Here is a 25,703-nt window from a genome sequence, read left to right as displayed (position 1 = left end):
AGTCCTACCAACTATCCCTGCGACTGGGTGAAATTTACAGAAATTGTAAATGTAAAGAGGATGCATTCAAAAAATTAGCCCTATGGTATAACGACGTAGAAGAAGCAGGAATATTATCTTTTAAAACTGTTGCCAGGACTATGAGAACTCATTATCTAGGTATTCTCAACTTCTTCAATAACCGGGCAACTAACGCCGCTGCTGAATCTTTCAATGCCAAGATAAAGTCCTTCAGAAATGCACTCAGAGGAGTACGGGACGTTGAATTTTTTCTCTACAGGTTAACCAAACTATATGCTTAATTTTTACCTAATCCCCCAATTATTCAACTTGATCCACCTTCTGTCCTCGCGGACCGGACGGGACTCGAACCCGTCTCTACTGAGTAGAGACCATGACAAGGCACATCCAGAAAACAAAAAGGTCACACCATTTTCCGATGTGACCTTCTGTCCTCGCGGACCGGACGGGACTCGAACCCGCGACCTCCGCCGTGACAGGGCGGCATTCTAACCAACTGAACTACCGATCCTTGAAACTGTTAAAGCTGTGCTCTACCGTTTCGGGAGTGCAAATGTAGCAACATTATTCTTAATCTTCCAAATTTTTTTTGAAAATCCATTTTTTTCAGAACAGCCACTAATTTGATATATTTATTATTGTTAACGGCAAATTCCCTATTCAATGATAAATATTGGCGCTCTTAGTCTGGTAATCATTACTGCCAACTTCGTTTTTTCCTGGAAAGGCCTGCAAAACAGAAGCTTTTTTAACCGGTATAACTTTGAAATAGAACGGATACTGGTATATAAAGAATATATACGCCTCATCTCTTCAGGCTTTTTACACGTAAGCTGGATGCACCTGTTCTTTAATATGCTCTCCCTGTGCCTCTTCAGCTTCTACCTGGAACCAGCCCTGCACCCGCTTACCTACCTCGTGCTGTACTTCGGAAGCCTCATTGGAGGTAACCTCCTCTCTTTATACCTACACCGGCATAACCCTCCTTATAGCGCCGTGGGCGCCTCCGGTGCAGTTTGCGGCGTTATTTTCGCCTGTATCGCCCTTTACCCGGGCATGAATATTCACCTGTTTGGCCTGCTCAGCATACCCGGCTGGGTCTATGGCCTGGGATATGTACTCTATGCGATTTACGGAATCAGGTCGAAAGACGACAATATAGGACATGATGCGCACCTGGGAGGCGGACTTGTCGGGCTCCTGATCGCCTGCGTAAGCACCCCTGAAATACTGCTTACCAACACGGCAACAATCGTTACCATCCTGGCGCCGGCGGTATTTTTTATTTATGTGATCATCCATAAACCATACCTGCTGTTGGTCGACAACCTCTATTACCGGCAAAATAACCTGTTTTCGGATATCGATCACCGTTATAACTTCGAGAAAGCCAATAAACAAAAGGAACTGGATGCGATCCTGGAGAAGATCCATTCGAAAGGCATCAACAGTTTATCCAAACAGGAACGCGATACGCTCGAACGTCTTTCCCAGGAATAAAAAGGGGCTTGCACCAATGTGCAAACCCCCGTCTACCGTCCTTGTCCTATTATCAAATATCAGTTCTTATAAACCCTTACATAATCTACTTCAAAGGTCGATTTAGTAAATGCAGGATCAATTGCTCCTCCAAAATTACCTCCCATAGCGAAGTTCAGCAACAGGAAGAATTTGTTGTTGAATGGCAGCGTCGCTTCATTCTTAAAAGTAAAATACAACTGGCCATCTACGTAAAACTTCAGTGCCGCAGGCGTCCAGTCCATAGTATATTTATGGAAAGATGTGCTGAGATCATTCCTGTTGATAGTAGTACCATTCCCGTTACCGCCAAAATGACCCGGATAATGCAGGGTAGAATAAAGCTTGGTAGGCTCGTTCCCTTTAAACTCCATGATATCTATCTCCCCGCAATCAGGCCAGCCAAGAGTAGTGATATTGCTGCCCAGCATCCATATAGCCGGCCAGGTTCCGCCGCCGGTAGGCAGCTTGGCGCTGACTTCCACTCGTCCGTAAGTGAAATCAAATTTCCCCTTGGTAAGCAACCTCGCCGAAGTATAGGAGTTTCCTGAGTAGTTCTCTTTCTGTGCAGTTATTCTCAGGATACCGTCTTTTATACTTACGTTCTCCGGACGGTCAGTATAATACTGCGCTTCGTTATTTCCCCAGCCATTACTGCCTGTACCAATATCATATCCCCATTTCTCAGGATTCGGAGCCCCGTCGTCCGAAAACTCGTCCGACCATACCAACAGCTTCGAAATGCTCACCTTTACATTCGTAGATCCCGTAGCTGTTAACCCGCTTTCGCTTTTCGCCGTCACTTTCACGGTAAAGGTCTGGTCGCCGGTTCCGCTGTAGGTATACTGTACAGTTCCATTTGTTCCCGCTTTGCTTTTGCCATTCCCGAAATCAAAATCATAGCTGACCGCATTCCTGGCGGTTGCCGTAAAAGAGACGGCGCCTGTACTGTCGGCGGCTACTACGGCGTTGATCTTAAGATCCGTTGGCGCCAGTTGCGGCGGAGACGATGGATTATCATTTTTTCCGCAGCTGGCGGTACTTATCAGTAACGCCAGCATAATTCCAGTTAAATATTTCATACACTATTCAATTGCTATGATTTTAACATACCAGGCTCCCGGGTCCTGCACGCAACGTAATGTCATATGCGTGGCAGATCTTTCCAGGATCTGGAATTTGTGTGCTCCTAAATACATTCCCAAATGTCCTTTCCCTGAGAAGATAATAAATTCTTCAGTGGCGCTGCCATCATAACTGAAGGTGGTGGTATAGCTGGCAGCGGTCGGGCCGGTAAGCGTAAAGTCGCCGGTGCCGGTAAGCGACGGGTCAAAATCTTTCAGGTATTCCTTCTTCCCGAAAAGATCGTTGTTGGTAGTATGTTCAAAAACATTTCCCTGTGCGGTGAATGTATACACGTCGTCGTAAATGCCAAGCCCCGCTTTCTCGTTAGGTCCTGCACCCCACCAGCCTGGAACCATCGATGCTGCATCGCCTACTCCCAGATGCGCTGATGCGTCTTTATCCACCCTCCATTTTTTGGCGCCATTGTTTGTAAGCATCGTTACCAATTCAGGGTTCGGCTCAAACTCGCGGTAAACAGTGATCGTTTCACTGTTGGTGCTCGACACGCCGCCTTTTCCATACACCGTAACGGAAACGGTTACTGTTTTAATACCTGTGTGTTTGTACTGGTAACTAAATTCGCTGGTTGTAGAAGTTTGTGGCGCTTCTCCATCTCCAAAATCCACTTTGTAATTGATCCCGTTCTGCGACTGGATATTTACATTGATGTTGCCTGATCCGTTACCATTCGGATGCGTAGCGTCTTTACCCACTACCGTAATGTTCAGCACCGGTTTGGCGGGAGTTGTCAGATCTCCGAAATGATATTCCTTTTCGCAGGAAGCCATTGCTACCAGCATAAAGCCCAATACGGGGACCAGTAATTTATTAATGATGTGTTTCATAATATTCGTTTTGCCGTATTAGTTAGTTAATTCAATGTCGTCGAACAACAGGGTGAATTGATCTGTAGAATTCCCCCTTACCCCGTTATCCAGGAAGAAAAGAATGTTCTGCAGCAATTTGCTGTTGTCTTTTATCTTGCCGCTGAAATCGAAGGTCAGTGTTTCCCACTGGTTAGCTTTAGTGGTCACTGCTTCCATATTCTCCTGGAAGGTATTGTCGCCATTCCTTTCAAGCTGGAGTAATACTCTCATGCCTGCACGCCATGAATAAACTTTTACTTTAAATACCTTGTGCTGGGTAAAGTCGATAGGCGCGCTCATGATGATATAATTGCCGGCCCATGTTTCCTGCCCGTTCTTCACAATTTTACCCACGGTTGCACTGGTATTAATGCCTGTTTTATATGGGTTAGGGATAACGGATGTAGAATTCCCTCCGAAATCGCCCCAGGCATAATTAACGGTAGCCAGTTCAAATGTCATAGGTAAAGTGATCGGGTCGTAGATCGTGATGTCTTTTGTTGCAACAGTGGTTGCAGCCCCGCCGCTCAGCGCTTCCACTTTGATCGTGTAATTGCCCGCTTTGGCGTAAGTATGTTCCAGGCTTGCCCCCGCAGCAATCAGGGTAGGCTCTTCATTGGCGCTTTCCCCGAAGCTTACTTTAAAGCCTCCTGTTGCATAGTCGGCGGTTGCTGAAACAGTTGCTTTATGCGCATCTGTACTGGCATTGATCACAACATTTTCAGGTGCCCTGAAGGTAACTGTAAGCTGTGCTGTAGTGTCGGATGTTAACCCGTTCATACTCTTAGCAGTTACCTTTACAGGATATACACCTTCCTTGTATACGTGGGTGACGTTTTTTCCTGGTAATACGGTTGCCGTTTCTGTGCTTCCATCTCCAAAATTGATAACATAGGAGCTGGCGCCTGCACTGTTGGGGGTAATGGTAACCTTCCCCGAGTTGTCGTTAGACACATCGAACAGTAAGGTGTTGGAAGATGGCGCCGCCTGTGTTTTTAGAAAGTCCAGGTCCCCATCCGGTATTTTGCTGCAGCCATAAACCGTAGCAAACAACGATAATATGATGATTGATCTTTTCATTCGTGGAGCTTTTAACTATTAATAGTTTGGATTTTGTTTAAGACCTGAGATCTCAACTTCCTGTTGCGGTATCGGGAACAACTCATGCTTATTTGCCTGGAATTTTGGAAGTACAGATGCTGCTTTGCCTGTTCTTACCAGGTCAAAGAACCTGTCGCCTTCCATCGCCAACTCCAGCCGGCGCTCGTTCCAGATCGCGTTGGTAAGCGCGCTGCCGGTAAGGGTGATATTATGCAGGTTGTCTTTAAATGCTCGTTGTCTTACCCTGTTCAGGTAGGTCTGTGCTTTTGCATCGTTGGGCGTGGATGAACGGTTGTAGGCTTCTGCCGCCAGCAGCAATACTTCCGCAAAACGAATGGTCCGGTAGTTATTCAGGTAGTTCAGCTCCAGTTGCCCGGATGTTTCTCCTTTTCTTGGTAAATATTTCTGATTATACAAACCTGTATTCTTATATGGAGCTACCTGGTAAGTGATGCCATATTCAGGGTGCGCCGCTTTATAGGCTTCTATATCCAGGACGGTCACATCTTTACGCTGGTCGCCGGCCTGGTATGCTTTTGCCAGGTCTGCGCTGGGAAGGTTAGTGCTCCATCCTGCAGCATAAGGACTACTTCCGTTTAATCCCCGTATTCCACACTGCTGTACGGCATAGTTACCCTGGCCCCTTGTTGCACCGCCCCAGTTATAGTAGGGGGAAAGGTTGGAGTACTGGATCTCGAATACAGATTCAGGCCCGTTTTCTCCTGACTGGAGAAAGATGTCGCCAAATTCAGGAACTAAGGTGAATGGTCCGGCGATCACATTTTCCAGCATAGTGGCGGCAGCGTCGAACTTATTCTGATAGATCAGTACTTTCCCCAGCAATGCCTGTGCGGCATATTTCGTAACACGGCCCGGCTGATAAGGCGCCGTAGGAAGTACGCCAATAGCGCTGTTAAGATCCGCCTCAATTTGTTTGTAAACATCTGCAGCAGCGGTGCGGGTAAGGGTTTTAGAATCGGCCAGCGTCAGGCGGCGATCAACAAACAATGGTACATCTCCAAAAAATCTAACCAATGTCCAATAATAATATGCACGAAGGAAATAGATCTCTCCATACAACGCATCCTTTCCGGTGAAGCTGATAGCAGTGCCGGCAGGATTCTTATCTTTAAACTGGGTCAGGTAATTCACCCTGTTAATACCCTCGTAGGCCGATTTCCAGATCTCCGTCAGGTAATCGTTATTCGGGCTATGGGTAAAATCGTCGATCTGTTGCAAACCCAACACATCGCTGGCCGATTCGCCGCCGGTAACGGAGTTGTCTGAAGCAATGTCGCCGATAGGGACTGCCTGGTTAAGCCACTGGAGCGGACTGTAACAACTTATCACCATCGTGCGGTAGTCGCTCTCCGACTTCAGGTAATCGAGGTCGGTTACCTGGAAATCGTCGTGGGGACTATAATCTACCCATTTCTTGCACGACTGGGAAGTAACGAGGAAAAATATAACGCCTGCTATTTTAAGTATGTTTTTCATGAGTTGATGTTTTTACGTGGAGTATTAGAGTTTGAAATCAAGACCCAAAGCCCAGACCCTGGACTGTGGATAAGCACCTCTGTCGACACCTGTATTCATAATACCGCCAGCGATTTCCGGATCAAATCCTGAGTACCTGGTGAATGTGTAGGCATTTTTTACCTGTGCGTAAATACGTATATCTTTAAATCCGGCTCTTTTCAGGAATGGTTGGCGGAAAGTATAACCCAATTGTATGTTCTTGATCTTGATGAAAGAACCATCTTCGATATACCTGTCAGACGCCCTGGCGTTGTTATTGTCATCAGTAAATGAATAGCGTGGATTTTTAGCGTCGTTGGTCGAACCCGGACCGGTCCACCTGTCTAATATATTCCTGAACTTGTTGGTATAGTTGGCGTTCCTTTCATAAGCCCTGTAGATGTCGTTGCCATAGGAGGCGAAGGCAAATACGTTGAAATCAAAATTCCTGTAGTTCAGGGTGAGGTTCCAGCCCAAAGTGAATTTAGGGAATGGATTGCCGATCTCGGTTTTATCGGCGTCTGTGATCTGGCCATCGCCATTCATATCCACGAACCTGATATCGCCGGGTCTTGCTCCCAGTTGTTTAGGTGCTTTGTTGATCTCGTCTGCCGTCTGGAAAAGGCCATTGGTTTTGAAGCCAAAGAAATAGCCAGGCGCTTTGCCTGCTTCAAAAGCTGTTACATTCTGCGACTGGCCATTGAAGTAGTTACCGCCGTAAAGCACGAAACTGTTATCGGAGTTGGTTTGGGTAACCAGGTTGTTGGTAGTTGTTACATTCACGCGGGTGTTAATAGAAAAGTCTTTGGACAGCCTGTCGGTATACCCCACAGAGATATCCACACCGCGGCTTCTTGTGGAACCGATATTGGCATCCGGTACCTTAGCTGTTCCCATGTACAGCGATACAAGAGGTTTGAACAACAGGCCTTTTACATCTTTCTGGTAATAATCGGCAGTGATGCTGAACTTGTTCTGGAAGAAGCTTACATCAAACCCGGCGTTGATCTGTATCTGTTTCTCCCATCCCGCTATCGGGTTGGCATAAGAAGCGATGGTAGATCCCGGAACGAAGGTATTACCGAACGTGTAACCGTTGTTGTTAGCATCGTCGTAGTTCGGACCGCCGGTAACTACTTTAACGATTGGCGGAGTAATGTTTTCGTTACCCACAGAACCGTAGCTTGCTCTCACTTTCAGGTAATTGAAAAATTCAGATTCCCAGAAATTTTCCCTTGAAATGATCCAGCCCACAGATCCTGCAACGAAGTCAGCGAATTTGTTTTCAGGGAAAGCGTAGGAACCATCACGGCGTACGCTGATAGACGCCAGGTATTTTTCTTTATAATCGTAGTTCACCCTGCCGAAATAGGAGAGGTTTTTCCTGAATCCCCTGCTTTGGCCCATTGTTCTGCCATTCAGGTTGGCCGCCACGTCGCCGCGCGGATCTCTTACCTGCATAGCTACACCGTTGATCACCGTGTCGCGGAAGTAAACCACGGCGGCGGTATTGGTACCTGTAGCGGCATTGACGTCTGCAAACTCCCATGAATTGAAAGGTACATCCTGGGCGGTAACATTCATGTTGTAGAAATTACTCCTGGAAAGGCTCAGACCTAATACCGCATCAAAGTGGTGATCTTCTTTTATGTTGAAATTATAGCTGGCAAAGGTTTCTGAAACGTAGCTGGAGTTGCTGTTCTTATATTCGTTCACGCTGTTATGAGCGCTGGACGAGATCTGGCCTAACCCATTTTTGATGGTAACTGTGGAACCATCGGCATTCATGGTGTTTTCCACGTTCAGTGGTCCGTAGAAAACAAGTGGGGTGAAACTTTTGCCTATCTGGTCCCAGTTGGTATAACCAAAGCGGGTGGTCAGTTTCAGGTTTTTGATAACTTCATATTGCAATTCCACTTTGCCCCACATCTTATTGCCATTGGATTGGTTGTAGGTATTGTCGAGCTTTGTAAGCGGGTTAAAGATCTCCGACAGCAGGAGGTTGCTGAAACCATATTTGCCTACTGTATTAGGCACGTCGTTATACACAGGCACGGTAGGATCGAAGTTCAGGGCGCTGCCTATGATAGAGTTAAAGGAGTTTTCCTGTATACCCTGTGATTTAATATTGGCGTAACTGGTATTTACCAGCAACTTCAATTTGCTGGTGATATCTGCTGCTAAATTGGCAGTACCGTTGATCCTGTTGAAATTCGATTTATCTCCGCCTCCAACAATCCCATCCTGGCCTACATAAGACCCGGAAACAAAGTAGGTGATCCTGTCGCTCCCACCCCTGGCGCTTACACTGTAGTTCTGTATAGGCGCATTGTGGAAGATCTCTTTCTGCCAGTTAGTGCCTTTCCCGAGCTTGGAAAGATCGGGGAAGATCACATTGCCTCCGGCGGCGGTGCTGCCTTCATTGATCATAGCGGCATATTCTGTTGCATTTAACACGCCGATGGTTTTCAACACTTCCTGTGAACCGTAGTTCAGGTTTACGTTAATCTCCGGCTTCTGGTTTTTCATACCGCTGCGGGTAGTCACCACGATCACCCCGTTACCGCCTTTGATGCCATAGATAGCCGATGTAGCCGCATCTTTTAATACGTTCATGCTTTCGACATCGGATGGGTTCAGGGCGTTCAGGTCGTCGAGCGTTTGCTGAACCCCGTCGATAATCACCAGGGGGTCTACGCCGCTAAAGGAAGGGATACCTCTTACCAGCACGGTAGGTTTGGCGCCAGGCGAACCGCTCTGGATCACGTTCACGCCGGCTGTTAACCCCTGCAATCCTTCTTCTATCCTTACAGGCTTCAGCCGCTGGATGTCTTCTGCCTTGACGGTAGAAATAGCGCCGGATACCTGGGTGATCTTCTGGGTACCATATCCTACCACTACCACTTCGCTCAGTTCTTTGTCGGATTGTTTCAGGCGTACGGCAACAATGCCATTTCCTACAGGCACTTCCTGTGTTGCGAAGCTGATGGCTGATATAGTCAGTACTTTTTCGTCAGGTAGTACGGTAATAGAGAAGTTGCCTTCAGCATCGGCAGCTACCGCCTTTTTGGATAATTTGGCCGATACGGAAGCCCCGGGTACCGGGGAACCAGATTCGTCGGTTACTTTCCCGGTAACTGTTCGTTGTTGTGACCAGGCAACATGCACAAACAACAGAAATACCAGCACGGGAATTCGCTGTAAGATTCTTTTCATACGTGAAATGTTTTTAGATAATGTTTCGTACAAGGCTTTTGTCTAATCGTTAAGGGATGATTTAACTTGGTTGTTTTTATATGTTACAGATGTATTTTTTACGTTTATTGCATTGAACTGTTGGTTGATAATTCTGCTTATCTTACATGCTACTTTAGGGAAGTGAAATTAGGATTTGCTAAAATCGATGACAACTTTAACGCCACAACACTAATACATCATTTTATAATAACTGATTGATTTTTAATAAATATCAACTACATCATTACTACATCAACCGAAGTAATGCCGCCGTTATGAAACCAAGTTTGCTAGTAATCATATTGTTTTTTGCCTTTTGCGGAACATTAACCGCTCAGAATACTATAGGATTACCACAGATCATTAACTACAGCAAAAGCGATTACCAGGCCGGTACTCAAACCTGGGATATAAAACAAGACAGCAGGGATATACTCTATTTTGCGAATAACGAGGGAATGCTCACTTACGACGGAAGCCACTGGAAGATCTATCCTCTTCCTAACCGTACCATCGTTCGGGCATTGGGTATTGATGAAGAGGACAATATATATGTAGGGGGACAGGGAGAAATAGGCTACTTCAGTACGGGAGCTAACGGAAATTTGTCTTATAATTCATTGAAAGACCAGATTCCGGAGCAATTTAACAAGTTTGCGGACATCTGGCGCATAGAGATCCATAAAGGAGCTGTCTATTTCCAGGCATCCGACAGGATATTTGAATACAGCAATAAACGGATAAAAGTATATGCCAACGACTGGCTATACTTCAAAAAGGCAGGTACTACCATCTACGCACAGGATAAATTGAATGGGCTGCTCCGGTTGCAGGGGCAGCAATGGATACCCGTGCATACCAACCCTAAACTTAACAATACCCTTATCACCGGTATCACGAGCATCGGCGCCGACAGCATACTGGTAAGCACCCAGGCCGACGGTATCTATTATCTATATAAAGACTCAATCATCCGTCATCAACCCCCGCTTTCTTCCAGCAACGCCAATGTGGCAGCGCGGATCAATGCTTCAGAACTGATGATAGGCACTACAGCAGATGGATGTATTGTCACCGATTTCAACGGGAAAGTAGTACAACAGATAGGCAGAACAGAAGGCTTGCAGAATAATGATGTGATCAGCGTATTTCTTGACAGGAATAATAATGTATGGGTAGGATTGAACAACGGGATCAGCATGATCGCCTATAACTCCGCGGTAAAATACATCACTCCCAATACCCGGAATGAACTTTCAGGTTACTCTACCAAAATATTCCGCAACGAACTTTACATAGCTACTTCCGATGGCGCTTATTATGTACCCCTGAATAATGAGAACGGCGACCTGAGCTTTTCCAAGGGTAATTTTGCCAGGGTAGAGAATAGCAGGGGAGAGATATGGAGATTGGATGAAGTGAATAACCAGCTCCTGCTGGGCCAACACACAGGCATTGCGGTACTGAAAGATCATAGCAGCGTAAGATTATCAGACCGTACAGGCGCCTGGCTATATAAACCGCTGACGGCAGTTTTCCCTGCCGAAGAAACATTGGTAGGAACCTACACCGGCATCAGCCGGCTAAAATACCAGGATGGTCATTTCTCTGCAACAAACAAAGCAGAAGGACCCGAAGAATCTTTACGGTTCCTGGAAATCGACAACAATAATAATATATGGGCTTCTCACCCCTACAGGGGCGTTTACAGGCTCCAACTATCTCCCGACCAGAGATCTATTTCCTATCACCTGTATACCGAAAACGGTCTGCCTTCTGCCCTAAGTAATTATGTTTTTAAAATAAGGAACAGGGTAGTGTTCTGTACCACTAAAGGTATTTATGAATTTAATCCTGCTGCCAACAAATTCACACCTTCCGACTTTCTTACTCCTGTTTTCGGGAATATGGAGATCCGTTACCTGAATGAAGATGCCGATGGAAATATCTGGTTCTGCAGCGGGAAAACGATCGGCGTTGTCAACTACAACCAGCTGAATACCCGCCAACCGTTTTCTATTACCATGATCCCCGAACTGAATGGAAAGATCCTGCTCGGGTTCGAAAATATTTATCCCTACAACAGCGAGAATATTTTCATCGGGTCTGAAAAAGGCGTAATACATCTCAATTATAAAAAGTACACCAACAGCAAACAGGTTATTAAAGTATTACTTGGACAGGTGAAAGCCTTCGGGAAATCAGACAGCATTATTTTCGGCGGCTATTTTAAGGAGCGGGCGGCACATGGCTATACGCAGGGAGAGAAGGAGTTATTAACATTACCCAGCAGTTACAACTCTTTCCATTTCGAATACAGTTCGCCGGCTTATGGACTTCAGAATAATATAGAATATAGCTACCAGTTGGAAGGTTATGATAATAAATGGTCGGCCTGGTCGGCCAAGCCAGAAAAAGATTATACCAACCTGCCGGATGGTTACTATACTTTCAAAGTGAAGGCCCACGACAACCTGGGCCATGAATCGTCTGTAGTCACCTACAGCTTCATCGTAGCTCCCGCCTGGTATAAAACCATCTGGGCTTACCTTGCCTACCTGCTGTTATTTATAGGCGTCCTTTTCCTGTTGTATCACTGGCAATTGCGCAACCTCGCCAAACAACAGCGGAAATTCGACGAAGAACAACAACGCCTGAAATACATACACCAGCTGGAGATCGAAAAGAATGAAAAGGAGATCATCAAACTGCAGAATGAAAAACTGGCCAACGAAATCCACTATAAAAACAATGCCCTGGCCGATGCCTCTATGCACCTGGTAGAAAAGGGTGACGCCCTGGGAAAAGTAAAAGACATCCTGGCCGGCGTATATAAGAAATATGGCAACAACCCCGAGATCAAAGACGCATTACTGCTATTAAACGACGCAGAAAAAAACAGCGATAACTGGGATAAATTTGCCAGCCACTTCGACGAGATCAACAACGATTTCCTTAAAAAACTGAAAAGCCGTTTCCCTACCTTAACGCCTACCGACCTGAAAGTATGCGCCTACCTGCAACTGCAGTTATCTACCAAAGAGATTGCACAGTTGCTGGCAATTTCTGTAAGAGGAGTAGAGATAAAAAGATATAGGATCAGGAAGAAACTTCAACTGCAAAAAGAGCAATCTATGACGGCTTTCCTGAACGCAATCGCTGAAAGTTAGTTTCACGCAGAGGCGCAAAGAAGGCAAAGAGACATAAGAGGTGGCAGGATTCGGGTATATTTTTATTGTTGAAGCAGGTGTGTTTGAAAATCCTGCTACCAATGGTTTGAAGGTTGGTGCTGCTTCTACGGGCTATGCGTGCCTGGCTGTACTGCCGCATAACACCGAAGGGATGTTCTTTGCTACCCCGCGTTCAAAAAGGATGCGTTGACCGGCTGCATTAAAATGCACATCATCTCCGCTGTTATAAAGGCTGTCGATATAGCCGTTGGGGTAGCCAAGCCCTGTCCAGAAATCAATGGCTTTATCTCCGAAAAGAAGATTGATGGAGTCTTTTAGCTGCATCAGTCGTTGCGCGGAGGCATAGCCCAGGTTTAGTGTGACGCAATCTCGTATGAAGGATACTGGCTTAATTCACTTTTTTATACGGATAGCGCCCTTTGATCTTTTCGTTCAGAAATGTTCCTTTTGAAAAGGCAGCCTTCATTTCCTGGTAAACGGATTCCGGAACCGGGCTATAATCATATACCATTCCTGATACGTAAACGATACGCAATGTTTGGGTTTCGGGTTTATAGATCATATGTGCAACAACAGATGAAGGCATACCTTAGCCGCTGCAAGTTTTATGCTAAGCGGGTAGCAGGTTGCTCCGTTGGCTGCAAAACATCGGGTTTGGTTTATATACAAGCCTGTAGAGGGTTTAAACAGGGTGGCCGGTTAGCGCAGGATGCATTAGCAGCGTAAAATGAATGTTCTGAGTGACGAAGATTGATGAGAATGGCAACACCTTTACCCAATTTTTCCCCGCTCCGGTCAGGCACTTCTTTTTTCCATTCCTTTACCGGCTATCAGCACGAAGAAGCATTGAAATAAATTTTAGCAATATGCTTTTATTTGCCTGGGAAAATTTATAATTTGAATGCCCAGTTCCACCTTATGAGAAACTAATCTTTCTCTGTTATTAATAACCTGTAATGGATCTAACACATATCCTATCATCATAAACCAGTGAACATCTTTAAAAACAATAGCTATGTTAACAGTGGACAGCGTTCAGATCAATACCCGGGGAACCGCGGCAAACACTTACGATGTAATTGTAATAGGCTCAGGGATCAGCGGAGGATGGGCGGCAAAAGAATTTTGTGAAAAAGGGTTGAAAACCCTGGTATTGGAAAGAGGAAGAGATGTAAAGCACCTGAAAGATTATCCTACCGCCACCAAAAATCCGTGGGACTTCCCGCACAGGGGACGGGTATCCTTATCCGAAAGCCACGATAATCCTATAGCGGCAAGATGTTATGCGTTTAATGAAACATCCGCTCACTTCATCGTAAAAGATAAAGAGCATCCTTATGTACAGGAAAAACCCTTCGACTGGATCCGTGGATACCAGGTTGGCGGCAAATCCCTGATCTGGGGGCGTCAGACCCAGCGCTGGAGCAGGTTTGAATTTGAATCGCCCGCCCGCGATGGGTATGCAGTGGAATGGCCTATCGGGTACAACGACCTGGCGCCCTGGTACAGCCATGTAGAAAAGTTTGTAGGCATCAGCGGAAATAAAGACGGGTTGGTGAACCTGCCCGACGGCGAATTTCTTCCGCCCTGGGAACTGAACTGCGCAGAAAAGCATATTCAACAGAAAGTTAAAGAACATTATAACGACCGACATGTTATCATTGGCCGTTGCGCCCATCTGACCAAGCCACAGGATGTACATTATCAGCAAGGGCGCAATCAATGCCAGGCAAGAAGTCTTTGCGAACGCGGATGCCCTTTTGGAGGCTATTTCAGCTCTAACTCCTCTACCTTGCCCTGGGCTGCCAAAACAGGGAATCTGACCCTGAAACCCGACTCAGTTGTGCATTCTGTGATCTATGATGAAGCAAAGGGAAAGGCAACAGGAGTGAGAGTAATAGACGCCCATACCAAAAAAGCCACGGAATATTTTGCAAAGGTGATCTTCGTAAATGCCGGTACGCTCAATACTAACCTGATTTTGCTGAATTCCGTTTCCAACCGGTTTGCCAATGGTCTGGGTAATGAAAATGACCTGCTGGGCAGGTACATTGCTTTCCATAATTACCGCGGAAGCATAGGCGCCCGCATGGAAGGATTTGAGGATAAATACTACTACGGCCGCCGGCCTACAGCGGCGTTTATTCCTTCGTTCAGGAATGTTTTTAAACGCGATATGCCTTTCCTTGGCGGCTACATGATGTATTATAGCGTTGGCAGGAGCGGCTGGGGGAATGCATATGGGAAAGATGGCATAGGCGCGGCCTGGAAAGACGGATTGGGCGAACCAGGCGGCTGGTCGGTGTATATGGGGATGCAGGGAGAAACTATTCCTAAAAAGGAGAATCATGTACGCCTCAGCAAAGAGCAGCGCGACGAATGGGACATGCCTTTGCTGGTTACTGCTGTAGGGTATGATGATAATGATATAGCGTCGATGAAAGATTTCCAGGCCCAGGGTGTTGAGATGCTGGAAAAGGCCGGCTGCAAAGATATTTATACCTGGGATACCAACCAGGCGCCGGGACTGGACATCCACGAAATGGGAGGCGTCAGGATGGGAAAAGATCCTAAAACCTCCTTATTGAATAAATGGAATCAGTTGCATGCATGCAGGAACGTTTTTGTAACAGATGGCGCATGCATGACTTCCGTAGGTAATCAGAACCCTTCTTTAACATATATGGCCCTTACTGCCAGGGCGGTTGATTATGCAGTTGAAGAACTGAAGAAAGGAAATTTATAGAGATAGGTAACAGCCAGCTTCTTACTGCTGGCTGTTGTTATTTTTACCGTCTGCATTTTGCATCCATACTACTTTTTGTGAAGAAGCATGCGGTTGACCAAGTATATCCCTGTACAGCTCTGGTCTTCTTGCCTGTATATACCTGTATCCGCCTGCCTGCGTCAGTTTTTCGGGCGTTAATACAGCGCTGGCAAAGTCATCTCCCAACGTTTTGCATTCGCTTAAAATATCCCCGAACGGGTCGAGGATCATGGCGCATCCGTTTTTTAACTGGTCATCATCCATCCCGATAGGGTTGGAAAATACAACGTATATCGCGTTGTCGTACGCTCTTGCGGGCAACCATTTCATCAGCCAGCCCCTTCCTTTCATGCCTTCAAACTCCAGGCGCAGGGAGGTTGGATCGCTCTCCCGGTTTTCCCAGAGTGCGGGATCAACAAACCCTGCTCCGGGGCGGGTAGAAGGGGTGCACATAGTTACATGCGGCATAAAAATGATATCAGCTCCCAGCAGCCTGGTTGCTCTTACATTTTCTATGATGTTGTTATCATAACAGATAAGGATACCGCATTTCCAGCCATACAGGTCAAATATGCAGTAGCTGTCGCCAGGGGTAAGATGCGGGTTGATAAAAGGATGCAGTTTCCTGTATTTTGCGATCAACCCGTTTTTATCCACGCATACATATGCCTTGTATAATTTATCATCGGCATCTTTTTCAAAAAGCCCGGCCAGTATAACGATGTTGTTTTTAGCGGCAATTGTTATCAGCGTTTTCACAGAAAGTCCATCAGGTATGGGCTCTGCCAGTTCCAGCATTTCATTTCGCGACAACTTCCTGGCAAAAGAATAGCCGGTTACAGAACATTCATGAAAAGCGATCACCTGGTTGCCTTCTGCTGCAGCTTTTGCTGAAAGCCTGTCAATTACCGATAAGTTATAAGCTTTGTCGTTGCTTTTATTTTCGAATTGGGCGGTAGCCACTTTTAACTTTTCCATACCCCAAAACTAACGGACACGGGAATGCTAAAAATGTATATTTCCGACATCGGTTGTTAAATAGCTAAAAAATTACTGGCCAGCGGGTTGGCCTGTAAGTATTGAGAAGGAGTGAGGCCGGTATGTTTCCTGAATGTCCTGATAAGATGCGGTTGATCATAATACCCCGCGGCATGACTGGCAGCGGTAAGATTAGGCGCTTTTTTCAGTTGTTTGATAAACGATTGTATCCTGATGAGATCTGTATATTTTTTAGGGCCGACGCCGATATGCGTTGCAAAATATCGTTCCAGCTTCCTTTCATGCCAGCCGGTAAAGGTACATAATGCAGTTATGTTCACCTGTCCTTTTTCTATGGCGATATACTCAAGCGCCTTTTCCAGTTCGGCGGGTAAGGGTTTGTTGATAAGAGGCAGAATGAATGCCTCAAAGATCCTGATCTTTTCCCGGGGTTGGTTGGCGTTGCAAACCTGTTCCCATAGCCTGTCGGCCTTTGGTCCTGTGATTTCGCTGAGTGAAATACCTTGCTGCCCGATCTCCGCCGGCGGAAGATTAAAAAGGTGATATAACCCTAACGGTTGCAATACTGCTATCATCATTTCCGTAACCCCTGTGCAATACAGGTCCTGGAAAGTATCGAGCTGTCCGTATACCAGCGTACGCGGCAACAGGCCTGCTGAATTGGCCAGTTGTTCTGAGAAAACGATCCCGGTATTTCCGTCGGCAAAAAAGCGAAGCCTGTTCATTCCCCTTACTTCATTCGTTCTCAGGAACAAATAGTGTTTTATATATGCTTGCAATATGGGCGCCGGCGGTATTTGCATAACGGTATAAAGGTAAGCAACTGTTCCGTGATTTTTAGTTACCTTTATATCACGCAACCCCTAAATCGGTATCTATGAAAAGAAAAAAAGATACTAATTCCTGGTTAGGATATATCAACCATATAAGACAGCAAACTTATTCCAGAGAGCAATTACAAACAGAAGGATTAGAGCGTATACTACATTTTGCAGACGTCAGCAATTCGGTTTTTAGTCATAGCATTCCCTGGATCTATTTACTGGACTATACTACAGGCAAATATACTGTTGTATCAAAATCGATGCAGCTATTATTAGGCTATCAGTGCAGCGATTTTATAAAGGATGGGTTATCCTTAACCCTGGATAAATACCAGAAAGACCATCTGCGTTTGTTCAACGAAGAGATCTTTCCTGACAGGCTGTCTATACTCAGAAAGATCCCGCCGGCAGAACATCCCAACTATGTGTTCAGCTACAATTTCCGTTTCCAGACAAAAGGAGGACGATATATCAATCTCCTGCAACGCAATTGTTTTATTAAATCAGACAGTAAAGGAAACCCTTTGTTAAGCTTTGGCGTAATAACCAATGTAGAACATTTCAAAGCTGATAATCCCGTGATCCAGGTAGTGGAAAAGGTAGATAATACCCATTTCCTCGGTGCAGGAAACCAGGTGTCAAAAAAGGCTTACTATATTCATAAAGAGGATAGCCTTTTTACCAAACGCGAAAAGGAAATATTGCTGTATGTAGCAGAAGGGCTTACCAGCAAAGCGATCTCCCGTAAGCTTTACCTCAGCGAGCATACCGTCATCGCCCATCGCAGGAATATGATGGAAAAATGCGGCGCCGGCAATGCTACAGAACTGATCACCTATGCCGTTAAAAACCAGCTTATTTAATTATTTCGTCTGCAAACTCCTTTAAGTATTGGCTAAATATACCCGGTTGGTTCGACTGAACCAGGTGACCTGCTGCCGGTATTTTGAAGATCTTATCTCTCCATAATGGCAGGCGGACGTTATCGAGGTAGTTGATATCGCATATTTTCTCGTCTGCTCCAAAGATCACCAAGGCAGGTTTACCGGCCTTTTGCAGCAGGGCTATTTCATCGCTGTGCCTGCCGGATATGATACTATCCCAGAGCGCTGGTCTGAATGCTTTATCGGCCTGGTAGTATGCAGTTACAAAATCGTCCAGCTGCGAGCTGTTTTCGGCTAATCCCGCCAGGATGGCGTATGTTTTTACCTCGTCTACCGGCGCTGCTTCAACAAATCCTACATGCAGATCTATATCCGGCAGGGCTACTTCCTGCAAACCAATACTGCCTCCTACGATACACGGGCCTGCCAGCACAATACCAGCCGCCTCCTGGCCGAAAGCCAGCGATTCAGCAACAACATTAGTACCGATAGACACCCCGGCAATAATATACTGCGCACCTTTTTTGTTTAACTGGCTGGCGGCGGTATGAATAACTTCTCCCAATGCCGGCATAGTATAGGAAGGAAACGTAGATGACTGCCCGTGAGCCGGCAGGTCAAACGCCACCAGCCTGTAATCTTTCAATAAAGGACTGCTCATTTGTTCTTTCCATGCTGTGGAAGAAGTGCAATTGCCATGTACAAAAAAAATGGTGTGATCCGCTTCGCTGTTTTGCTCATAATAGGCAAGATGATGCTGGCCGATGGCGATTTGTTTTGATTTCATATTTATAGGTTATAGGCCTAAAATAATATAAAAATTTATGATAGTTTATTAAATGATCTTAACGCATCAATAAGGATGTGGATCTCTTCTTCCGTGTTATAATAATGTGGGGAAACCCTGGCTGCCCAGTCGATATTTTTTTCTTCAAAATCAATTACCGCGGAGCTTTTGGGAGTGATGGATATATTGATGCCTCTTTCATTTAAGTATTTTTTCAGCGTATCGCCGCTTGCCTGAACAGGGAGAGTGAAGGTAATAATGGCGCTATGTATTTGTCCTTTGTCCTGCAGGGTCATGCCCGCTGCTGTCAGTTCTTTCCTCAGCAGGGCAACCAGTTCCTGGTTCCGTTGCCAGATATTGTTCAGGCCAATGTTGGTTGCATATTCTATTGCTGCAATACTACCCATGATAAGGGCATACGACTTTTCCCACAGCTCAAATCTTTTGGCATCCTTAAGCACCTCGTAAGTATCCCTGCTGGTCCAGAGCGCGGCGCCGAGATCAGGGTAGAGGGGCGTCAGCTTCCTTTCCAATGCCTTGTCTGATACATACAAAATTCCGCCGCCCCTTGGGCCGCGTAAAAATTTACGGCTGGTTCCACAAATAAAGTCGGCATGCGTACTTATTGCGTCTACATCCAGCTGGCCTATAGACTGGCAGGCATCCAACAGGTAAAAGATATCATGTTGTTTAACGAGCTGGCCGATCTCATCTACTGGTTGCACCAGTCCGGAACTGGTGGGTATATGGGTGACAGATAACAGCTTCGGCTGATACTTCCTGATTTTTTCTTCCAGGTCGTTCAGGTCTAATTCCCCGCTTGCGCTGTTATTGATTTCAATTAATCGTATGCCGGTTCTTTCCCGGAGAGAAAGAAGGGAGATAAAGTTGGAAGAATAATCGTTTTTGGTCAACAACACAACGTCATCTTTTTGCAAAGGGATCGATGATAATGCTTTTATGTAACTATCCGTTGCATTGGTGGTAAAGGCGATGTTCCTGGGTTGGCAGTGCAGCAGCCTGGCGCCTGCATCATAGAACTGATTGATCCTTTCCTGGTATTTGGCGGCAGTTTCGTAGCCTCCGTAGCCGGCTTCCGTTTCAAGGTAGTCCTGTACGGCTTTCAGTACCTGTTGCGGCATGAGAGAAGCGCCTGCATTATTGAAGTGGACAACATTTTTACAACCTGGCGTGTCATTTCTTAGGGCCTGGATATCCATACTATCTTTTCTACGAAGGTATACATTTCAGAAAAATGGGCCAGCTAATTTAAAAATGTCGTGAACGCCCACTGTTTCTGTCTCATTCCCCCAATCACAGAACGTTGAAATCTTCTAATTTTATCTAAAAAAGTACAGCATATGGAAAGAAAAGCCCCGAATGTAGATGCGTATATAGCAGGGTTTCCAACAGCTGTTCAACAGCTGTTAAATGAGATGCGCAAAATTATCCGCAAGGCTGCGCCTAAGGCTGAAGAAAAAATTAGTTACGGCATACCAGCCTACAGGCAAAATGGAAACCTGGTATATTTTGCTGCGTTCAAGAACCATATTGGTTTTTATCCGACACCCAGCGGCATAGAAAAATTTAAAAAGGAATTATCCAGCTATAAGCAGTCGAAAGGGACTGTACAGTTCCCGCTGGACCAGCCTTTGCCTGCTGATCTGATCAGCAGGATCGTAAAATTCAGGATAGCAGAAGATGCGGAAAGAGCCAAGCCCGCTCCTGCTGGTTTTCTCTCTTCGCTTTCACAACCCGCCCAACGGGCATTAATGGGTAAAGGCATAAAAACAGTGAAGCAGCTGGCCAGGTACAGCGAGGCAGATATTCTGGCGTTGCATGGCGTTGGCCCCAGTTCTATACCAAGGTTAAGAGAGGCTTTGGCCGCAGAAGGGCTACAGTTTAAAAATTAACCGGTTCTTCATTTTCGTCGTCCTCTTCCTGTATATCTGCGGTGTTGCGGAAAGCAGATCTGCGTTCGCCTATCTGCTGCCGCCACATCGCATAGTAAAGACCTTTATTGGCCAGCAGTTCTTCGTGGGTGCCCACTTCCGTAATGTGACCTTTTTCAAGTACGACGATCCTGTCGGCATGCAGGATGGTCGACAGCCGATGGGCGATCAATACGGTTATCTGTTCCCGCCTGGCGGAGATGTTCCTGACAGTATCTGTAATCGCTTCTTCGGTGAGCGAGTCCAGTGCGCTGGTAGCTTCGTCAAAGATCAACAGCCGGGGTTTGCGTACCAATGCCCTGGCAATGGATATACGCTGTTTTTCACCTCCCGAGAGCTTTACTCCGCCTTCTCCCAGGCGGGTATAGATGCCTTTGTCTGACCTGGCTAACAGCGCATTGCAGGAGGCTTTTTCCAGGGCGTCGAGCACCTCTTCGTCCGTAGCGTCGGGTTTTACGAAAAGCAGGTTGTCTTTGATGGTGCCGGCAAACAATTGAGTGTCCTGCGTTACAAAGCCGATCTGCCTGCGCAGGGCGTTGTACCTGATCTCCGAAGAGGGGATGTCATTAAAATATATTTCCCCTCCGTTTGTTTTATACAGGCCGACCAGGAGTTTCACCAGTGTAGATTTTCCTGAACCGGAGGGGCCTACGAATGCAATGGTATCGCCGGTTTCCACGGTAAAGCTGATGCCGTCGATGGCGTTGGAGGTAGCGGTTTTATGCCTGAAAATTACGTTGTCGAACCTTATCTGTTGCAAAGGTCCGATTTCTATAGGGTGTTCAGGACGTACTTCTATAGGGCGTTTCATCAGCCTGTCGAACAGGTGCAGGGAGGCTTCGGCTTCCCGGTACTGGATGATAATATTTCCCAGGTCCTGCATGGGTACGAATATAGTGGCGGTGATGAACTGCATGGAGATCAGCTCCCCTGTTGTCAGGATGTTCCTGAATATAAGCCAGAGGAGGATAAAGAGGATGGATTGTTTCAGGATGTTCAGGGTAGTGCCCTGCAGGAACGAAAGCGTTCTTACCTGTTTTGTTTTCTTCATCTCCAGGTCAAATATTTCCCTGGTAAACGTCTTTAGCCGCCTGATCTCGGGGAAGGTCAGCCCAAGGCTTTTCACCAGCTCAATATTCCTCAGCGATTCAGTAATGGCGCCCGAAAGTTGCAGGGTTTCCCGGTTAATGGCCCTTTGCACAGTTTTCATCCGTTTGCTGAGCAAACCTGTAAGTCCGCCCAGGAATACGATGCCAATTACGAATACGGGTATAAGCGTCCAGTTTTTGGTAATGGCATACCAGATAAGGAAAGCCATTCCAACCAGGGAGGTAAAGAGGATATTGATAAAGGCGGTGATGAACCGCTCTGTATCTGTTCTTACTTTCTGCAGTACTGCCAGGGTTTCGCCGCTTCGCTGTTCTTCGTATTCTTCGAAGGAGAGCCGGAGGGTTTGTTTCAGCCCGTCGTTAAATACCTGCATACCGAACTGCTGAACTACCAGCCGGATCATGTAGTCCTGGAACGATTTTGCCAGCCGGGCCAGTAAGGCTACGGCAATGGCTATCCCAAGCCAGAAAAGGACGCCCTTCACCAGTTCGGCCTGCGGCCTGTGATTGGGGTTGCTGGCGTAATTATCTACTATTTTCCCGAAAATGATAGGATCAACCATACTTAACACCTGGCTGGCGCCGGCAAGCAAAAGGGCTGATACAACCAGCCATTTATGTGGCTTCAGATAGTTCCATAGAATTTTCATGCTGAATAGTATTGATAGGATACTAATTTCGTTAAAGTTATTAAGCGTTACAAGATATAACAGGTGAACGGGGCATTTTGATATAAGATTTATTTAAAACAGCGGGAATTGCTGCTTCCGTATCTGTTTTTTATTTTTACAGGATGAACAGGCTTCTTGATCAGCTCAGAAATATTCACCAGTTAAGCGCGGAGATGCAGCAACGCCTGCTGGATCGTGTCACCAAAGTGGTACTGCCAAAAAATGAGTTCCTTATTACAGAAGGGCGGGTATGCCGGCACCTGTATTTTATTGAGCAGGGCTCTGTACGCGGGTTTTATAATCTTGAAGGCAAGGAGATCACCCATTGGTTCGGGTTCGAGAACGATTTTGTAACCTCTTTTCATAGCTTTATTACCCAGGAACCGGCTGTAGAGAACATCCAGTTAATGGAAGGATGCGTATTATGGTCTATTTCCAAAGAGGCGCTGGAAGAATTGCTGAATGAATACCACGAGGCGGAACGGCTGATAAGGATTGCTTATGAAAAATATTATATCCGCCTGGAAGAGCGTTTTGTGAATGCCCAATTCAGGACGGCTTCCGAACTATACGAAAATCTTTTGCAACGCTCTCCCCATATAATTGAACGGGTTCCTTTAGGCTATATTGCTTCATACCTGGGCATTTCCCAGGAAACGCTTAGCCGTGTCCGTAGCCGGCTTTAACAATTATTATATAGATTTTTGATTAATGTCAAAAATAATATAGCGGAAGAATGATAGTTTTGTGTCCATAAAATTGCCTTTATGGAACAGAAAACAACGCAACAACCTTCCGCCGCTTTTATTGCTGCCTCCTGGATAGCGCTTCTAGCGGGTATTGTAGCTTTTAATGTTGGATTGTATAATGCAGAAATGCAACTGAATGAAAAAGGATATTACTTCACTGTATTGATGTTCGGCCTGTTTTCAGCTATCTCCCTTCAAAAATCGGTTCGCGACCAGCTCGAGGGAATTCCTGTTACCGGTATTTATTACGGGTTGGCCTGGTTTTCCACCTTACTTGCCATCCTATTGCTGGTAGTAGGGTTATGGAATGCAGAACTGACAAAAAGTGAGAAAGGTTTTTATGCTATGTCATTCCTGCTTAGCCTTTTTTCTGCCATTGCGGTGCAAAAAAATACCCGCGATACAAAAGGAAAACAAACAATAAAAGATAGAGAGAGTGAGTCCGGCCATTGATGTTCATTGCTGATAACCCCATTAAAGCGCTCCGTCAGGGGCCTTTTTTATTTATAACCCTACCGCATGTACGGAAAAAACATCGCCTCAAATACCTTCGTATAATGGTTGATCGCTTTCTTTCCTTCCAACTGCAAGGTCAGCTCATTGTTTGAAAGCCAGAAATCCGCCACAATAAATATCTGGGTAACAAGGGCTGTCCACACCGTATCGGGAATATCGTCCCTGAATGTACCGTTGCTGACCAGCAGCCTGAACACTCCTTTAAACTCCCTCTTTCTTTTCCGCATAAGCTGCTGATAGGCTGCCTTAATGGACGGTATCCGGGCCCCGATATCCACAAAGCCGAGGAAGATGAACCTGTACTTGTAAACCAGTTCGAACGACTCATATGCAAAGGCGCTGAGCGATTCCAGGTTTTCGATGTTCGCCTGCTGTATCCGGGAAATAATACCGTCAAACTCACCCGATAACCGGTCGTATAAGGCTTGTATAATATCGTCTGTATGTTTGAAATGGTAGTGCAGATTGCCGGCACTGATGTTAATACTGGCGGCAATATGACGGGTAGTAATGTTGTTTACCCCGTTGCTGTTATATAAAGCTAATGCTGCTTCCAGGATCTTATCTTTCGTTTGCATGATCTAAATTAGAACAATTGTTCTAATTTAGAAAATATTAGTACATTTGTTCTAAATTTTGAAAGATGGAAGAGCAACAGACCCGGCAGGGAGAAGACAGTAAACCTTTACTGAAAAGGCTCAGAGAAGCGGTGTTCCCGGTAAAGCCCGACGATAAGCCGATTGTAAAAGTGAGCAAGAACATAGGATTTGCCATGTTTTTAATACTATTTTCATGCGTATCGCTGGTATTGGCGGCAGCTATTTCCTTCGCTTTATAAAAGGAACGGTCGACCCGCTCTTTACTACCTATATTGTACTTTACCTGCTGGTAAGGGGCTTTAGAAGTTTATCCCTGCCCCTTCCCTGGGTGAATAACTGGCTGACGGATTTCCTGTTTATACCAGTGGCAGCGCATTTATCCCTGTCTTTTACCCGCTATATTGTATTAAGAAATACCGGTTATACTTATCCCTTGTATTATTTATTGCTGATGGCGCTGTATACAGCGCTGGTGTTTGAGTTGATCGTTCCCTGTTATGTATCATCATCCGTTGCCGATTGGGGAGACGTGGCGGCCTATTTTGCCGGAGCTCTTTTTTATTACCAGGTTCACCAACGGAAAACCCATTAAGACCGGTCTTCACTTATTAACAAATTATCCAGCCTCCTGGTAACCAGTTTACAATTAGTTGCAATAAAATACATAGATTAGAGTTAAATATATCTATATTATTTAACTATGAAACCTCTGATCGTTTTATTAAGCATTACATTATTGGCTATTGTTGTTTACCTGGTATTGGGAAAAGATCCTGATTACATGCACGCCGGCCGGATCGGGATGGGATCTATGCTGTTATTTACCGCCCTTGGTCATTTTTTATATAAAAAAGGAATGACGCAGATGATGCCGGCAGCCATACCCTATAAGGAGTTTTGGGTAGTGGCAACAGGTATTATCGAAATACTTGCAGCAATAGCATTATTCTTCTCGCTTGCTACCACGCTTACCGGCTGGTTGCTCATACTATTCTTTATCTGCCTTCTACCCGCTAATATCAACGCTGCAATCAACAGGATAGATTATCAAAGACCGGAAGGTATAGGACCCGGGGTATCCTACCTCTGGTTTAGAATTCCGTTACAGGTACTGTTTATTGTATGGGTTTACTGGACTTGCATATGGGCATAAGACCGTATCTCCATCCGTTGAAAAATAATGGCAATAATCACCTGGTGACTATTGCCATTATTGATATAATGATCTGCGCTGTTAGTGCAAAACGCGCTATTGCTTAATGATCTTAA

At 45.7% G+C, this 25,703-nt stretch carries 24 protein-coding genes and 1 tRNA gene; 11 read left to right on the top strand and 14 right to left on the bottom strand.

Translation table 11 applies throughout. From position 1 onward, the window contains the following. A partial coding sequence (locus tag BLV62_RS26180) for a transposase (RefSeq protein ID WP_139170403.1) occupies positions 1-302 on the top strand: 302 nt, incomplete at its 5' end. A gap of 156 nt (positions 303-458) precedes the next feature. On the opposite strand, the gene BLV62_RS26175 is transcribed toward BLV62_RS26180, so the two are convergent. Continuing rightward, positions 459-532: transfer RNA gene (locus BLV62_RS26175), tRNA-Asp, on the bottom strand. A 152-nt stretch (positions 533-684) separates the two neighbouring features. On the opposite strand from BLV62_RS26175, the gene BLV62_RS26170 reads away from it, so the two are divergent. Continuing rightward, positions 685-1,521 (top strand): rhomboid family protein, encoded by an 837-nt coding sequence (locus BLV62_RS26170; protein ID WP_089765793.1) that lies wholly within the window; start codon positions 685-687, stop codon positions 1,519-1,521. A gap of 59 nt (positions 1,522-1,580) precedes the next feature. On the opposite strand, the gene BLV62_RS26165 is transcribed toward BLV62_RS26170, so the two are convergent. The 5 genes from BLV62_RS26165 to BLV62_RS26145 are packed head-to-tail and all read right to left on the bottom strand — an operon-like array spanning position 1,581 to position 9,365. Then, positions 1,581-2,621: a family 16 glycosylhydrolase gene (locus BLV62_RS26165; protein ID WP_089765791.1), complete on the bottom strand. Its 1,041-nt coding sequence runs from the start codon at positions 2,619-2,621 to the stop codon at positions 1,581-1,583. Between the two features lie 3 nt (positions 2,622-2,624). After that, complete coding sequence (locus tag BLV62_RS26160; RefSeq protein WP_089765789.1) at positions 2,625-3,509, bottom strand: PKD domain-containing protein; 885 nt, start codon at positions 3,507-3,509, stop codon at positions 2,625-2,627. 18 nt (positions 3,510-3,527) lie between these two features. Further along, positions 3,528-4,610, bottom strand: coding sequence for a PKD domain-containing protein (locus tag BLV62_RS26155; protein ID WP_089765788.1), 1,083 nt, complete (start codon positions 4,608-4,610; stop codon positions 3,528-3,530). Positions 4,611-4,628: 18 nt separating this feature from the next. After that, positions 4,629-6,128, bottom strand: a complete 1,500-nt coding sequence (locus BLV62_RS26150) for a RagB/SusD family nutrient uptake outer membrane protein (protein WP_089765785.1) — start codon at positions 6,126-6,128, stop codon at positions 4,629-4,631. A gap of 24 nt (positions 6,129-6,152) precedes the next feature. Beyond that, complete coding sequence (locus tag BLV62_RS26145; RefSeq protein ID WP_089765783.1) at positions 6,153-9,365, bottom strand: SusC/RagA family TonB-linked outer membrane protein; 3,213 nt, start codon at positions 9,363-9,365, stop codon at positions 6,153-6,155. 296 nt (positions 9,366-9,661) lie between these two features. On the opposite strand from BLV62_RS26145, the gene BLV62_RS26140 reads away from it, so the two are divergent. Continuing rightward, on the top strand, positions 9,662-12,556 hold the full coding sequence (locus BLV62_RS26140; protein ID WP_089765781.1) for a triple tyrosine motif-containing protein: 2,895 nt from the start codon (positions 9,662-9,664) through the stop codon (positions 12,554-12,556). Between the two features lie 132 nt (positions 12,557-12,688). Here the strand turns inward: BLV62_RS26140 and BLV62_RS26135 are convergent, their stop codons facing one another. Both BLV62_RS26135 and BLV62_RS26130 read right to left on the bottom strand, forming a co-directional pair. Continuing rightward, the gene (locus tag BLV62_RS26135) at positions 12,689-12,901 is read right to left on the bottom strand and encodes a hypothetical protein (RefSeq protein ID WP_089765779.1); all 213 of its coding nucleotides are present in this window, start codon (positions 12,899-12,901) and stop codon (positions 12,689-12,691) included. A 64-nt stretch (positions 12,902-12,965) separates the two neighbouring features. After that, positions 12,966-13,163 (bottom strand): KTSC domain-containing protein, encoded by a 198-nt coding sequence (locus BLV62_RS26130; protein WP_089765776.1) that lies wholly within the window; start codon positions 13,161-13,163, stop codon positions 12,966-12,968. 429 nt (positions 13,164-13,592) lie between these two features. On the opposite strand from BLV62_RS26130, the gene BLV62_RS26125 reads away from it, so the two are divergent. Then, the gene (locus BLV62_RS26125) at positions 13,593-15,323 is read left to right on the top strand and encodes a GMC oxidoreductase (RefSeq protein WP_089765774.1); all 1,731 of its coding nucleotides are present in this window, start codon (positions 13,593-13,595) and stop codon (positions 15,321-15,323) included. Between the two features lie 21 nt (positions 15,324-15,344). Here the strand turns inward: BLV62_RS26125 and BLV62_RS26120 are convergent, their stop codons facing one another. Both BLV62_RS26120 and BLV62_RS26115 read right to left on the bottom strand, forming a co-directional pair. Then, entirely contained in the window at positions 15,345-16,322 is a 978-nt protein-coding gene (locus BLV62_RS26120) for a nitrilase family protein (protein ID WP_089765772.1), read from the bottom strand. 56 nt (positions 16,323-16,378) lie between these two features. Beyond that, positions 16,379-17,146 carry an AraC family transcriptional regulator gene (locus tag BLV62_RS26115; RefSeq protein WP_139170402.1) on the bottom strand — a complete coding sequence of 256 codons (768 nt, stop codon included), beginning with the start codon at positions 17,144-17,146 and terminating at the stop codon, positions 16,379-16,381. 74 nt (positions 17,147-17,220) lie between these two features. Here BLV62_RS26115 and BLV62_RS26110 point away from each other — a divergent pair, with 74 nt between their 5' ends. Further along, complete coding sequence (locus BLV62_RS26110; RefSeq protein ID WP_089765768.1) at positions 17,221-18,030, top strand: response regulator transcription factor; 810 nt, start codon at positions 17,221-17,223, stop codon at positions 18,028-18,030. On the opposite strand, the gene BLV62_RS26105 is transcribed toward BLV62_RS26110, so the two are convergent. Both BLV62_RS26105 and BLV62_RS26100 read right to left on the bottom strand, forming a co-directional pair. Beyond that, on the bottom strand, positions 18,023-18,838 hold the full coding sequence (locus BLV62_RS26105) for an alpha/beta fold hydrolase (RefSeq protein ID WP_089765766.1): 816 nt from the start codon (positions 18,836-18,838) through the stop codon (positions 18,023-18,025). The two genes, BLV62_RS26110 and BLV62_RS26105, sit on opposite strands and share 8 nt — an antisense overlap. 35 nt (positions 18,839-18,873) lie before the next feature. Then, positions 18,874-20,058 carry an aminotransferase class V-fold PLP-dependent enzyme gene (locus tag BLV62_RS26100; RefSeq protein WP_089765765.1) on the bottom strand — a complete coding sequence of 395 codons (1,185 nt, stop codon included), beginning with the start codon at positions 20,056-20,058 and terminating at the stop codon, positions 18,874-18,876. A 141-nt stretch (positions 20,059-20,199) separates the two neighbouring features. Here BLV62_RS26100 and BLV62_RS28870 point away from each other — a divergent pair, with 141 nt between their 5' ends. After that, the gene (locus tag BLV62_RS28870; RefSeq protein WP_089765763.1) at positions 20,200-20,751 is read left to right on the top strand and encodes a DUF1801 domain-containing protein; all 552 of its coding nucleotides are present in this window, start codon (positions 20,200-20,202) and stop codon (positions 20,749-20,751) included. Here BLV62_RS28870 and BLV62_RS26090 read toward each other — a convergent pair. Then, positions 20,741-22,549: an ABC transporter ATP-binding protein gene (locus BLV62_RS26090; RefSeq protein WP_089765761.1), complete on the bottom strand. Its 1,809-nt coding sequence runs from the start codon at positions 22,547-22,549 to the stop codon at positions 20,741-20,743. The two genes, BLV62_RS28870 and BLV62_RS26090, sit on opposite strands and share 11 nt — an antisense overlap. A gap of 143 nt (positions 22,550-22,692) precedes the next feature. Here BLV62_RS26090 and BLV62_RS26085 point away from each other — a divergent pair, with 143 nt between their 5' ends. Together BLV62_RS26085 and yiaA are read left to right on the top strand one after the other, a co-directional pair. Next, positions 22,693-23,256, top strand: a complete 564-nt coding sequence (locus tag BLV62_RS26085) for a Crp/Fnr family transcriptional regulator (RefSeq protein WP_211117982.1) — start codon at positions 22,693-22,695, stop codon at positions 23,254-23,256. Positions 23,257-23,337: 81 nt separating this feature from the next. Further along, complete coding sequence (gene yiaA, locus BLV62_RS26080) at positions 23,338-23,772, top strand: inner membrane protein YiaA (RefSeq protein WP_089765759.1); 435 nt, start codon at positions 23,338-23,340, stop codon at positions 23,770-23,772. Positions 23,773-23,831: 59 nt separating this feature from the next. Here the strand turns inward: yiaA and BLV62_RS26075 are convergent, their stop codons facing one another. Continuing rightward, entirely contained in the window at positions 23,832-24,413 is a 582-nt protein-coding gene (locus tag BLV62_RS26075) for a TetR/AcrR family transcriptional regulator (protein WP_089765757.1), read from the bottom strand. 65 nt (positions 24,414-24,478) lie between these two features. Between BLV62_RS26075 and BLV62_RS26070 the strand changes: the two genes are divergently transcribed. From BLV62_RS26070 to BLV62_RS26060, 3 genes are all read left to right on the top strand, one after another. Continuing rightward, positions 24,479-24,673 carry a hypothetical protein gene (locus BLV62_RS26070; protein ID WP_089765755.1) on the top strand — a complete coding sequence of 65 codons (195 nt, stop codon included), beginning with the start codon at positions 24,479-24,481 and terminating at the stop codon, positions 24,671-24,673. Beyond that, positions 24,628-25,026, top strand: a complete 399-nt coding sequence (locus BLV62_RS26065) for a hypothetical protein (protein ID WP_089765753.1) — start codon at positions 24,628-24,630, stop codon at positions 25,024-25,026. The genes BLV62_RS26070 and BLV62_RS26065 overlap by 46 nt, the downstream gene beginning before the upstream one ends. Positions 25,027-25,134: 108 nt before the next feature. Then, positions 25,135-25,587, top strand: a complete 453-nt coding sequence (locus tag BLV62_RS26060; protein WP_089765751.1) for a DoxX family protein — start codon at positions 25,135-25,137, stop codon at positions 25,585-25,587. Positions 25,588-25,703: the final 116 nt, after the last annotated feature.

This window comes from Chitinophaga terrae (ex Kim and Jung 2007) (assembly GCF_900107795.1).
In the GTDB taxonomy this organism is placed as follows: domain Bacteria; phylum Bacteroidota; class Bacteroidia; order Chitinophagales; family Chitinophagaceae; genus Chitinophaga; species Chitinophaga terrae.
Note: the sequence above shows the minus strand (reverse complement) of the source record. Positions and strands in the feature narration are given on the sequence as shown.